Consider the following 12502-nt stretch of genomic DNA (forward strand, 5'->3'; position numbering starts at 1 on the left):
CCATGGGTTCTTTGGGGTTCGGCTGTCGAGGGGCCATTGTCGATGCTTCGTCGCAGGACGAATCGGTGCTGCCATTGGCGACGCGCGTGAGTCCGTACGGGCGATGGGTGTCGCGCTTTGGGCTGCCCGCGTTCGCCTACGATGCCGACCAGGACGCGATGCCTGGGGCCGAATGGGATCCCATCGTGGGCCCGCGCACGCGGCGCCATTGGCTGATGGTCGGCAATCGCGGCATTCGGCTATGGGCCGCCAACGATGGGACCGTCGGGCTCTTCGACGAGGGGTACGGTTTGCGGTGGCTCCTCGCGCCGGAGCCCGAGGGGTCCGGCGTTTCGATCGTGCACGAGCAAGATGGGGGCAAACGCTGGGGCAGCCGCTACGCCGAGCGCGCGGGGACGGCGCCGTCGGTGCGGGTATTCGGGCCGACCTGGTTTCAGGTGAGCGACGAACACGATGGGCTCGCACTGGAGCGCATGGTGCTATGCCCCGAGGGCGAGATGCGCTGGCTGCTCGTGCGCGTGCAGCTGTCGCTGCGTCCCTCGTACAAGGGTCGGCGGCGGCTTCGCCACGTGGAGCGATGGACGTTGCGCCCGCGGTTTCTGCAGGTGCGGCAGACCGCGGAGCAGGCGCGAAGCCGCGCGGCGCTGGCCGTGCACTACGATGTGACGCATGGGAACCGAGGCCTCTTGGCGCGCGAGGTCTTCGCCGATCCGAACGGATCGGGGCCCGCGGCCGAGGCGGCGAAATTTCTCTTTGGTGCGCCGGCCGAGCTCGTGCTCGAGCCGCTCGGCGCGACGAAGGGGAGGGGCTCGTTCCGGTTGGTGGACGGCGATGCGCATCCGACGCTCGAGATCGAGTCAGCCTTGGAGCTCGCGCCGGGAGAATCGCGCGAGCTCTGGTTCCGTTTCGGCCTTCGTGACGCGCGGCCGGTGCCCGAGCCTCACCTGCTCGTGGCGCAGTCGCTGGCGTCGCTCCGCGCGCGGCTCCCCGTGGCACGTGTGGACGATGTGCCGGAAGCCGAGCACGAGATCCCTTGGCACACGGCGCTTCTCACCGGCAGCCTGACGCGCGATCGCGTGGTGGGCGGGCACACGCTCAATCAAGGCTCGGCGTATGCGTACGTGCTCGGCTTCAACGGCGCCGCGCGCGATCCGCTGCAGCACGCTCTCCCCTTGGTCTACATCGAGCCCGAGACGGCGCTCTCCGTGTTGCGCAACACGGTGGCGTGGGCCAAACCGGATGGTGACCTTCCCTACGCGCTGAACGGCGCAAAGCGGCCGACGAATTTGCTCTGGCGGCCCTCGGATCTGAACCTGTGGGCCTTGTGGCTCGCCGCCGAATACGCAGCGGCGACGGGGCATCTCGAGGCCTTCGACGAACCGCTCGCGTACCATCCAGCGTATGGCGCGGAGACGGTGCCGCTGCGCGAGCACTTGCGACGACAATTTCGCTACTTCGTCGACGGCGTCGGGCGGGGAGCGCGCGATCATGTGCGCATCCTCAATGCCGATTGGAACGACGTCGCACTCGATGCGGCGGGGGTGGACCGCGACGCGATGATCGCGCGAGGAAGCTCTGTGCTCAATTCCGCATTCGGCTCGTGGGTGCTCGGCGTCTTCGCGGCGCTGGCGGAGCGGCTCGGCGAACGCGCCCTGGCGACCGAGGCGCGGGCGCAGTCGGAGGAGCTGCGACGGCTCGTCGCCACCGCGTGGAATGGTCGCTGGTTTCATCGCGCGTACGGACCGGGCGGCGCCGTCGTGGGCGACACCGATTGCTGGCTCGAGGTGCAGCCGTGGGCGATCTTGTGCGGCGCGGCCAATCGCGCGCAAGCGCGCGCATTGCTCGACTTCATCGATGAGGCGCACCGTGAAGACTCACCGCTCGGTGCGCGCGTCAAATGGCCGAGCAACGCGGACGCCGATTGGGGGCAGGGCACCAAGGGAGGCATCTGGTACGCGATCAACATGACCCTGATCTGGGCGGCCTCCCGTGTGGCACCGGATCTTGCGTGGGACGAGTGGCGCCGCATGTCGCTTCATAGCCACACGGCGAGCTACCCGGAGGTCTGGGAGGGCACGCTGTCGGGGCCCGACGCCTGGAACGCGCCCGAGGCTTCACGGCCGGGTCGCACATGGGCGAGTCCCCCGAAGTTCGCCATGCAGCCGTTCCCGGTGAACAACCTGCACGCGCACGGGCAGCCGCTGCTGGCGTACTTGCGCTTGCTCGGCATCGAGCCGACCTCGCGGGGAAGCCTCTCCTTGGGCGCAGGGAATTTTGCCAGCCGCGTGCTCCGGCTCGATGGTCGCGGCCATGGTCATTTGCACACCGCCGGCGAGGTGACGCTCGAAACGCGCCACGGTGTCGTGGGGGGCGGGCCGGGGGTGACTCGCTTTTAAGAGCAGCGTGTTTTTTTTGGCGCAACCACGCCCGGGGCTCGGTCGAAACAACGAGCAGAATGAAACGAATTGGGGTGATTGCCGCCGCGTTCCTCGTCCTTGGTGTCACGGTTGCGGGTTGCGGAGACGCTTCGGATCCCGCCCACCATGGGGGGCCCGATACGGGGGATCGTATCCCGCGCATTTCCGGGCTGGCGTTCGTCACGCCACCGATGGACTCGGCAACGGATTTGCCGTTGGCTCCGACGGTGCGGATCGCGGTCGTCGACGACAAAGGCGTGCCGTTCAAATCGTGGACGGCGCCCATCACGATCTCCTTGAGCGGGAACACGACGGGGGCTGTTTTGGCGGGCCAGCCCACCGTCAAGGCGGTGGAGGGAACGGGCGAGTTCGAAGGCCTTTCGGTCAATGTCGCGGGCACGTACTCGCTCGTGGCATCCACCCCGGGATTGGCCCCGCTCACCAGCCGGCCATTCGTGATTAGCAACTATGACTGGTTCGTGCCCGGCCAGGGGCTCGAAGGCGCCGGCGCTGGCACGGTAACGGTCGACCCAAGCTCGCCGAGCACGCTCTATTTCAGTGGCGTTGGCCGATACGTCTCCGGGGGTAACGGGGGCGTGTTCACGTCCACGACGCGCGGGAAAACGTGGTCGGCCGTGGGCAAAGACCTGCCTCGCACCGCGAGGGTCGTGGGCGTCGACCCCGGGTCATCGGCCGTGTACGCGTTGGACAACGACGACCACGCGTGGCGGAGCAACGACGGGGGCGCATCGTGGACGAATCTCAATTTCGGCATGCCCGTATCGAGTGTGGCCGTGGACGCCCGAACCAAAGGATCCATCTGGGCCACCGGCACGAATGCGAGCGCGCTTTACCATAGCGCCACAGGAGGAGGCCAATGGACCGAGGTCAATGCCAATGCGGGGTGCTCACAACTCGACATCGACCCGACGGATTCGAATATCCTTTTGTGCAATGCCGGGCGTCGTCGCAGCAGGGACGGTGGCACGAGCTTCGAGAATGTGGAAGCGGGGCTTCCTAGTCTCTATAATACGTGGTTCCATCATGTCGATCACGCGGGCAACGTCTACAGCGTGGGGGGCCAATGTTCAGCATCGTCGTGCACCGGCGTCGCCATCCGCAAGCTGGTCAAGGGAAGCTCGACGTGGCGCACACTGACTGGCGCAGGCTTGGGCGATCTACAATCTGTCCGTGCCATTGCGACGAGTCCGTCAAATTCTTTGACCGTGTACGCCATCGGTTCTGAGGGCCTCTACAAATCGCTCGATGGCGGCGAAACCTTCGCTTCAACCGGAAACACGTATCTAAATTACACATCCCTGACGATCGATCCCAACGATCCTGCCGTCGTTTACGCCAGCGCATATGATGGCCCAGTCAAATCGACGGATGGTGGCCGCACCTTCAACCCCATCGTCACGGGCTTGCACAACATCCGCGTGGATCGCCTTGCGGTTGGCGCAGGAGCGTCACCGACGATTTACGCGCTCGCGTATCCCGGTGGGATCCTTCGCAGTGCGGACGGTGGCCGCACGTGGTCTTCTGGCAACATCGGCGCCAAAGCCATTGCGACCGATCCGGTGCACGCAGGGGGCGCGTGGATACACTCGGCCAATGGCAGCATCTGGCGGACCACGGATGGCGGCACGTCATGGCAAGAAGTGTCGGCGAAAGGCCCAGACGCCGTCGCGATGCTTAGCGATGGCACGAATCTGTGGGCGGCCGACGAGCATGCCACGGCGTGGAAGTCCACGGACGGTGGCAAGCAGTGGTTCGTCGGTGGTGTGGGCCTTCCCGGCAACGCCAACGCCCTGATGCTCGATCCCAAGGACCCGAAGACGCTCTACGCGGCCACGGCCAAGGGCTTCGCGAAGTCGACGAACGGCGGCGCGAGTTGGTCGAACTCGAGCCACTGCAGCAAGACCACCATTGGCCCGGACCGGGGTTTGCTGTCGATGGCCATCTCCGGTTCCTATCTCTACATGGGGGCGACGGACGGCCACCTGTACGTCTCCACGGATCGTGGTGAAACCTGCCAGTTCAATATGATTTTTGGCGCGGGCAAGATCTCGGGGCTGGCCGTCGATCCGAACGATCCCAGCACCGTGATGGCGGCCACCGAGCTTCAGGGCATCTACCGCATCACCGGTGGCGGCCAACAAGTGAGTCCCAGCAACGCGGGCACGCGAGGGCTCTCCTTCAACGACGTCATCGCGACCCCTGCCTGGGGTCTGCACACGTTCTTCGCGGCTTCCTCGGTCTACGGCATTTTCGAAAACTCGAGCGGCGGCCGATGAGCCTCTGCGTGCACGGGCGATATCGCACGATCGTCTCGGCCTGCGCCCTCCTCGTGATGGCGGGCTGCCATCGAGAGGGCTCGTCGGAACCCGACGCGGCGACCGCTTCGCCCGTGACGCCGTCCGCACCTGCGGCGCCTTCTGCGAGTGCGCCCGTGGCGCAGGCTCCCCCGCGTCCCAACATGGACGTCATCGACAAAGAGCACGTGGCGAAGTTGCTCGAGGCCTACTTCGGTGGATACGGCGAGGACTCGTCGTTCGAGTTTTACCGCGATTACTACGTACCCATCGTCGAGCGATTCATCACGCTCCGTCAAGTATCGGTCGCCAAGATGAGCGCAGCGGCCAGGGAATTCTACCGCGGGAAAAAGAATGTCGCGTACACCCCCGACCTGAAGACACTCACGCTCCGCAAACGCAACGAGCAGACCGTCGTCGAAGTCGATTTGAACATGTCGTGGACGTACGATGCGCCGGAAAAGTGGACCGAAGTCTACGGAGGCTTCGACGGCCGGTTCGTCGAACACAGCCTGACCGCCCGCATCGAGTTGGCGCTCGACCCGCAAGGCAAAGTTCACCTCGTACGTGGAGAAGGCGATCCTCCAGCCGCACTGGAAGGTCACCAAAGCAGGGCCGCTCGATGCGTATACGGAGCCAGGCGAATACATCGCGGGCGAGCACCATAGGGCTCTCGCCGCGACGCTTGCGCCGGGAACCATCGTGCAGGATGCCGGTGAGACCCTCGTGGTGGCGACCAACGCCAAGGGCGCGGTGAACGCACTCAAGATTCGTTACGGCGGGCGGGAGCTATGGGTCATTTCCGACGAGGCGGTCGCCGTGGAGAATCCCAATGGGGGTACCTCCGCGGGCGTCATCGAGCATCTCGAAAAGGTCGAAGATAAAAAGAAGAGATGACGAGTCGCCGGCCGCTCACGAATACGAGCGCCGGCCAATGAGGTAGCCGAGGCCATCGAGGATGCGGGCCAGACCGAATTCGAAGCCCTGGTTCTGCAGCGCGCTCGTCGACGCGGAGGTGACCGCCCGGGCGGTGGCCGGGTAGCGATCGGCGCGCCCGAGCAGGAGCTCCCCCAGCAACTCGAGCATCCGCGGTTCGTCGGTGCCCTCTTGGGTGCTCGTCGTGAGCGTCTGTTGTGCCAGATTCCGCACGTGGCCCAGGACGACGAAGGTCGCGTCCATCTTCTCGGCGCCGTCGAGGGGCGTGCCCTCGAGCGCTGCAAGCGCGGATTCCATCCAGCCAAGCTCGTTGGGCCCGATCACGCGGTGCCCCACCGTTGCACCGAGGAGCCACGGGTGCATGCGATAAACGCCCCACAGGTGCCCGGCCCACGTCTCCAGGTTGGTCCGCCAGCCGGTCGCGCGGTCGAGCCGCGGTGCGGTGCCCATGGCCATGTCGATCATCAGATCGACGAGCTCCGTCTTGCTCGGGACGTACCGGTAAAGCGACATCGTCGTAAAGCCGAACGTGGCGGCGACGCGCTGCATGGACACGGACGCGAGTCCGTCGGCGTCGGCAATGGAGACCCCCGCCTCGGCGATGCGCTCGACGCTGAGTCCCGGCTTGGGGCCGCGATTTGGCCGCTCGCGCGAGGACTCGATCTGCCAGAGCAGCTCGATGCTGCGTGCCCGATCGCCGAAAAGGCTCTTCTTCTTCGTCATGCGCGCTCGCAGAATCTTTCCAGCACTGTGTATAGTATACACATAAAAGTGTACTCAATACACAGTCAAAAAAAGTGTCCTCTCGCGGGACACGAACCAGGGAAGAAGGTCGCCGACGTGGTTCGTTGTGTCGGGGTGTGCGCTTCGTGACGTCCAATGCATTTGCGCAAAGAACCAATTTGGGACAATCCGCGACGAGCCTCGGAGTGGAGCACGGTTGGCAATGTGTTCGATAGATGCTTATGCCGCAATCCGCGATCGATGGGTGCGAACTACATAATTGGATAGTCGGCTCGTTTTATTGAAATTAAATTTCGCATGTGACGTTTGCGTGCTATTCGAATGGTGAACGGTCCCCCGGATGAGTGGTTTTGCGGCTCGAAGCAGCGGCCCGCGAAGACGCTTGCGGAGCGCGGCGCTAACCTTTCAATCGCGAGGAGAAACATGCGAAAGATGTTCTTCGCCATGGCGGCCATCCCGGCACTGCTATTGGCACGTCACGCCTCCGCCGACGGTAGCCTCGACGTGAGATTGTTTGCACAGAAGCAGAGCATGTGGTGCTGGGCGGCCAGCGGCCAAATGATCATGACGTACATTTCGCCGGCCAATGCACCGAGCCAGTGTAAGCAGGCGAACGTGCGATTCGGTCGGACGGATTGCTGCGCGTCCCCTACGCCGGAGGCATGCGACGATGGCGGTTGGCCCGAATTCGACAAGTACGGCTTTTCGTCCAGGACCACGTCGTGGGGATATGCTCTCACGCAGAACCAAGTCAAAAGCCAGATCGACAGCCGCAGAACGCCTTTTGCGTTCGCCTGGGGATGGAACGGCGGCGGAGGACACATCATGGTCGGCACCGGCTGGTCGCAAGATGCCGACGGCGTCATGTATGTCACCTTGAACAATCCGGGACCGGTCGGTGTTGGTGAAGAGCAAACCATTCCCTACGACGAATACGTCGGCGGGGATGGCTACGACCATTCGCATCAAATGGATTACTACGATATCACCAGGAATACGGGGGTGACGCCATGAGCTCGAGAATGATCGCCGCCGCGCTATTCTCCTTGGCCATGGCCACCGGGTGCGCATCTTCGTCCGAGGATGCCGCACCGACGGCGCAAAGCCCGAGCCCAGAAAAGGCCGCTGCCGCGGCCATCGAGACGTTGCGTCACGTGACCCAGAATCAACGAAGCGCGGGGCAAGACGTGACGCCGTCGGCCGTGCACCTGGACGGGGCCGCCGTCGGCGAAGGTATTCCAGTTCGCATGGTGAGGCTCGATGCACTTCGCTCCTATCATGCCGCGGAGGATGCTCGGCGCCTGCTCATCGACAACGGCGCGCTCTTGTACCCCATCACCGTCGGCGACGAGGTGCGCTCGTCGGTGGTGATGGTTCAGCGCCAAGGCCGTTGGGTACCGTCGAGTTTCGGACGCGCGGGCCTTGCCAGGGCTCTGCATGCGACTCGAAACCAGCTCGACGCACGTCATGCGAAGGGCGTCGTTCTGGTGGAAGTCCCCGCGCTGCAGGCGAGGTTCATGGGGCGCGAGGAAGACGACGGTCTTTACCTCACGCCGTTGCAGGATGTGAATGGCACGCCCTTGCACGTTGGCCAAGCCGAGAAAGCGTCGGTGGTCATGGCTGCTCTGGTGCCATTGGCTTCCCGAATCGACGACCGCGCGCCACCTCGTTGAGTGAGGGCGACATCGCAGTGTCAATGCGATGATCGCGTTCATGGCCAAACGTGCTTTGGCGCCTACGGCCATAGGGGGTCGGAGGCGATGCCGATGAAATCGGATTCGAACGGCGCAGTATTCTGCTGTGGATTGCTCCTACTCGCTGGCTGCACGGCAAGCGATCGCGCGGAACCTAGTGACCGTTCGTCTCCGTTCCCCCAGGCCGTCGTGGCCTCTCCGCCGCCAACGATTCCCGCCTTGCGCGAGTGGAGGGGCACATCGGGGGCAGCCTATACCTTCTCGAGCAACACGCGCATCGTGGTGCACTCGGACGACGCATCCGATTTGCTCGACACGGCCGCCGTGTTCGCCGCCGATTTGAAGAGCCTCACCGGTTTTCCCATCGCGATCGTCGCTGGTGGGGCGAGCGACGTTCGAGAGGGCGACATCTTTCTCGCCCTTGGAGCTACCGACGCGGCCCTCGGCGTCGAAGGGTACACGCTGGCCGTGGGACCGTCGCTCGCGGTGCAGGCGCGCGCTTCCGACGGTGTCTTCTACGGCACGCGGACGCTCCTCCAATGGCTCTCCAAGAAGTACACACTCGATGCGGGCACGGCGCGGGATTGGCCACGTTATCCAGAACGCGGGCTCATGGTCGACGCGGGCCGGAAGTACTTCACGGTCGGTTGGCTTCGCGGGCACATTCGAGAGTTGGCGTATTTGAAGATGAATTACTTCCATCTTCATCTTTCGGACAACAAAGGGTTCCGACTCGAAAGCCTCGCGCACCCCGAAATCGTCTCCACCGACCACTACTCCAAGGCCGAAATCGCCGAGTTGATCGCGCTCGCGAAGGCGTACCACGTCGCGATCGTTCCCGAGATCGACATGCCGGGTCACATGGATCCCATCCTGGCCGCACACCCGGAGCTCAAGTTGAGGAGCTCCAACGGGACGGTCCAAAACGGCTTCATCGATCTTTCGATGGAGAGGTCCTACGTGCTGCTCCAGGATCTCATCGAGGAGCATCTGCCTTCGTTTCCGTCGGGGTATTGGCACATCGGTGCCGACGAATACGTCAGCAAGTATTCAGATTATCCGCAATTGCTGGCCTACGCCCGGACGAAGTATGGGCCCAACGCGACGGCGCGCGATGTCTATTATGGATTCATCCACTGGGCCAACGGCATCGTCCGCGCGGCGGGCAAAACCACGCGGATGTGGAACGATGGAATCGTGAGCCACGGTGCACCGGATTCGCTGAAGGTGGACGCGAACATCGTCGTCGACTATTGGACCAACTCCGGGCTAAAGCCGCAGCAGCTCATCGACACCGGGCATGACGTCAACAACAGCAGCTGGACGCCCACGTATTACGTTTTGGACGGCGCAAAGCCGGATTTGACGTACGGGTACGAGCAGTGGACGCCGAGCGTCTTCGAGCGTGAAAATACGGTCTCCCCGACGGAGCCGCACAACCTCGGCTCGAAGGTTCACGTGTGGTGCGACAATCCAAATGCGGAGACCCAAGAGCACATTCGCGACGGCATCCGTCCCGCGTTGAGGGTTCTCGCGCAGCAGACGTGGGGCTCGACGAAGCCCGCGGCCTCGTACACCGATTTCCAAACGGTCATGGTCTCCGTCGGGCAAGCCCCCGGCGGGAACGACGTGAAGGCCGACGATCTCGCCTTCGGCCGCCCGGTGACGGTATCGAGCACGGAGACACCGAACTTCCCCGGCTCGGGCGCCGTCGACGGCACGCACGCCACGCGCTGGTCGAGCGCGGCGAGGGATGCCCAGTGGCTACAGATTGACTTGGGCAGCCGCAAATCCGTGGGCAAAGTCATCTTGAACTGGGAAGCCGCGTACGCGACCTCGTACGAACTGCAGATCTCCGACGATGCTTCCCGTTGGACGACGATCTACCGCACGACCAGCGGCCGGGGCCTCACCGAGACCCTCGGCGGGCTCGATGCTCACGCGCGTTACCTTCGATTGAACCTGAAGAAGCGCGGCACGCAGTATGGCTACTCGCTCTACGAGGTCGAGGTCTACGGACGAATCTAGCCGTTCGAGGAACGAGATCGCGTGCAAAAACTGGCATGTGCGAAGAGAATGCTCACCATCGCGACGATGAGCGCGGGCGCGATCGACGCGGTTCCCTTGTACAGGGCATTCCCGAGGAACGAGTCGGATGAGCGGGTATCAAGGTATGTATAGTAGAGGTGCACGACGAGAAGAAGCCGTGCTGTCCATTTCTTGGCCCGCTCTCCTTCGGCGATGATGCCGAGGCATCCCGTCAGCAGACCAATCACGATCATATGGGAGTACACCCAGAGAATCGCATCTTGGTAATGTGGAGAAGCCAGCGTCGCCTCGGGCACGCCGTAGGGCTCCATGCTTGCACTCGTGCCTCGGAGCAAGATGCTTCCGCCGAGTAGAACGTAGAGAACCGCCACGGTCATGCAGGACGCTTTGAATCCAGGAAGAACGTGCCGGCACGTCGACATATCTGCGACGTAGAGCTGCGCTGCTCTTCGGGCAAGAGAATCTGCGCGCGCGCGAGAAAAGGATATCGCGTCTCCAGCGAGTCGGGGGTCGACCGCTCACGATTCAACGTTGCGTGGTTTCGTCACCACCACGACGAGTTGCTCGAGAGCTGGTCCTGCCGTCCGCGCAACGCGAACCTTCGACGCGATGGTGATGTCGACGCGACGGCGGTCGGTACGGACGCGAGCGCGCCGGGACAACCTGTGGAAAAACCGAGCAAAAACTGGGGCACTTGGCCACCGGAATTTGCGAACTTCTCGGATGAATCTGCGGAGAGGGCGGGATTCGAACCCGCGGCAAGGTTTTATCCCTGCGCCCGCTTAGCAAGCGGGTACCTTCGGCCACTCGGTCACCTCTCCAAGAATGAGCTCCGAAAGAGGCGCCGAACCTATCTCACTCCGAAGGGAACGTAAAGTCGTGCAGTGAGGAAACTGCTTCGGCGGGTTCGGCGTGGACCTGGATGGGGAGGGGGGCCTCCACCTCGGGGCACACCACCGGGCTCGAAAGGTCCGGGCTCGAGTCCGACGAGGGGATCGGTGAAGACGGTGGAGGAGGCGGCAGCGGGGTAGGCGAGGGCGGAATCGGCGGGTTTGGCGTCGGCGGGGAAGGTGGCGGAGGCGGCGCGAGCTCGAAGCCGATGCACTCGGGTTCGAAGCTGGCCAGCCGCGTGGCGGCGACACGAACGGCCTCCGGGTTGCTGTCGACGAGGACGAATCCGCGGTCGTGGCGGATGGCGGACTCTCCCGTTGTGCCGCTACCGGCGAAAAAATCGAGCACCATGTCACCCGGGCTGGAGTGCACCTTGATGATGCGGTTCAGGATGCCGAGCGGCTTTTGGGTGGGGTAGCCCGTTTTTTCGCGTCCCGCGGTGGGGACGATGGTGTGCCACCAGACGTCCGTCGGGGTTTTCCCGCGTTCGGCTTTTTCCTTCGAGACGAGGCCCGGCGCCATGTACGGGATGCGGTCCATCTCGTCGAAGTGGAAGACGTAGTCGTTCGGATCCTTGGTGTACCAGAGGATGGTGTCGTGCTTCGAAGGCCAGCGATTTCGCGAGCGGCCACCGAAGTCGTACGCCCAGATGATCTCGTTCTTGAAGTGTTTCCGCCCGAGAAGGCGGTCCAGCGCCACCTTGATGTAGTGAACCTCCCGGTAGTCGAGGTGGACGAACAGGGAGCCGTCCGGCGTGAGACAGCGCAGGGCCAGCTCGATCCGGGGCATCAAAAACGCTTCGAAATCGCCGAAATCGTCCTCGTAGGACCCGCTTTCGACCTTGGAGACCTCATAGCGGCGGCCGCCGAACCCGCCTCGGTCACCGGCCCCATCCGTAGAAACGACCCGGATGCGCTCGCGCTTCTGGGGTTCGCCCGTATTAAAAGGCGGATCGATGTAGATGAGCCGTGCAAAACCCTCGGGCAAAGTCGGGAGCACCTCCGCGTTGTCGCCGAGGATGATTCTCTTCATACCGGGCCAGGTTACGACCGTTCTGGTTCGGATGGAACGCGCTCCCCAACGTGTGCTAGGTTTTCACCAGCTTCAACGGGGAGTCGCACAGCCCGGTAGTGCACGAGCTTTGGGTGCTCGTCGTCGGGGGTTCAAATCCCCCCTCCCCGACTAAATTCTACGAGGATTTGAGCGCTTTCTGAAAAGCGTCAACAAATCCGTCAACATGCATGCAGAGTGCAACCGTGTTCTGTGGAAGGGGTTTTAATAGCGTGGCTGCCCCCTTCGATAGTGGCCCCACCCCGAGTCGTGTAAGTGTGATGTCACCCTCGACCTTGAGGTGAGCCGCTCAACGATGTCCTTGTGGCTTCATCGTAGCGATGCGCAAGCGAGGACGAAAGGTCTGCCGCGAGTTGGGCGTACGGCGCGTCTCCCCGGCGGGCGT

10 protein-coding genes and 2 tRNA genes are annotated in these 12502 nt (G+C 63.5%); 8 read left to right on the forward strand and 4 right to left on the reverse strand.

Annotated elements, in window-relative coordinates; all coding sequences use genetic code 11:
• Positions 1 to 2: 2 nt before the first annotated feature.
• From LVJ94_04160 to LVJ94_04175, 4 genes are read left to right on the forward strand one after another with little or no spacing between them, the layout of a single operon-like run.
• On the forward strand, positions 3 to 2396 hold the full coding sequence (locus LVJ94_04160) for a hypothetical protein (protein WXB06438.1): 2394 nt from the start codon (positions 3 to 5) through the stop codon (positions 2394 to 2396).
• 59 nt (positions 2397 to 2455) lie between these two features.
• Positions 2456 to 4714 carry a hypothetical protein gene (locus tag LVJ94_04165; protein ID WXB06439.1) on the forward strand — a complete coding sequence of 753 codons (2259 nt, stop codon included), beginning with the start codon at positions 2456 to 2458 and terminating at the stop codon, positions 4712 to 4714.
• A complete protein-coding gene (locus LVJ94_04170; protein ID WXB06440.1) occupies positions 4711 to 5400 on the forward strand; it encodes a hypothetical protein in 690 nt (229 codons plus the stop codon). Before LVJ94_04165 ends, LVJ94_04170 begins: the two co-directional genes overlap by 4 nt.
• Before the next feature lie 34 nt (positions 5401 to 5434).
• Positions 5435 to 5629 carry a hypothetical protein gene (locus LVJ94_04175; protein WXB06441.1) on the forward strand — a complete coding sequence of 65 codons (195 nt, stop codon included), beginning with the start codon at positions 5435 to 5437 and terminating at the stop codon, positions 5627 to 5629.
• Between the two features lie 15 nt (positions 5630 to 5644).
• Here the strand turns inward: LVJ94_04175 and LVJ94_04180 are convergent, their stop codons facing one another.
• Entirely contained in the window at positions 5645 to 6391 is a 747-nt protein-coding gene (locus LVJ94_04180; protein ID WXB06442.1) for a TetR/AcrR family transcriptional regulator, read from the reverse strand.
• A 453-nt stretch (positions 6392 to 6844) separates the two neighbouring features.
• Here LVJ94_04180 and LVJ94_04185 point away from each other — a divergent pair, with 453 nt between their 5' ends.
• The 3 genes from LVJ94_04185 (at position 6845) to LVJ94_04195 (ending at position 10134) form a co-directional block, all read left to right on the forward strand.
• Positions 6845 to 7426 carry a hypothetical protein gene (locus tag LVJ94_04185; protein ID WXB06443.1) on the forward strand — a complete coding sequence of 194 codons (582 nt, stop codon included), beginning with the start codon at positions 6845 to 6847 and terminating at the stop codon, positions 7424 to 7426.
• The gene (locus LVJ94_04190) at positions 7423 to 8085 is read left to right on the forward strand and encodes a hypothetical protein (GenBank protein ID WXB06444.1); all 663 of its coding nucleotides are present in this window, start codon (positions 7423 to 7425) and stop codon (positions 8083 to 8085) included. The genes LVJ94_04185 and LVJ94_04190 overlap by 4 nt, the downstream gene beginning before the upstream one ends.
• A 240-nt stretch (positions 8086 to 8325) precedes the next feature.
• Positions 8326 to 10134, forward strand: a complete 1809-nt coding sequence (locus LVJ94_04195) for a family 20 glycosylhydrolase (GenBank protein ID WXB06445.1) — start codon at positions 8326 to 8328, stop codon at positions 10132 to 10134.
• On the opposite strand, the gene LVJ94_04200 is transcribed toward LVJ94_04195, so the two are convergent.
• From LVJ94_04200 to LVJ94_04210, 3 genes are all read right to left on the reverse strand, one after another.
• Positions 10131 to 10466, reverse strand: a complete 336-nt coding sequence (locus tag LVJ94_04200; protein WXB06446.1) for a hypothetical protein — start codon at positions 10464 to 10466, stop codon at positions 10131 to 10133. The two genes, LVJ94_04195 and LVJ94_04200, sit on opposite strands and share 4 nt — an antisense overlap.
• Before the next feature lie 421 nt (positions 10467 to 10887).
• A tRNA-Ser gene (locus LVJ94_04205) sits at positions 10888 to 10976 on the reverse strand.
• Between the two features lie 34 nt (positions 10977 to 11010).
• Positions 11011 to 12078, reverse strand: a complete 1068-nt coding sequence (locus tag LVJ94_04210; protein WXB06447.1) for a site-specific DNA-methyltransferase — start codon at positions 12076 to 12078, stop codon at positions 11011 to 11013.
• Positions 12079 to 12154: 76 nt separating this feature from the next.
• Here LVJ94_04210 and LVJ94_04215 point away from each other — a divergent pair.
• A tRNA-Pro gene (locus LVJ94_04215) sits at positions 12155 to 12228 on the forward strand.
• Positions 12229 to 12502: the final 274 nt, after the last annotated feature.

The sequence above is a fragment of the Sorangiineae bacterium MSr11367 genome, from assembly GCA_037157805.1.
GTDB lineage: Bacteria > Myxococcota_A > Polyangia > Polyangiales > Polyangiaceae > Pendulispora > Pendulispora rubella.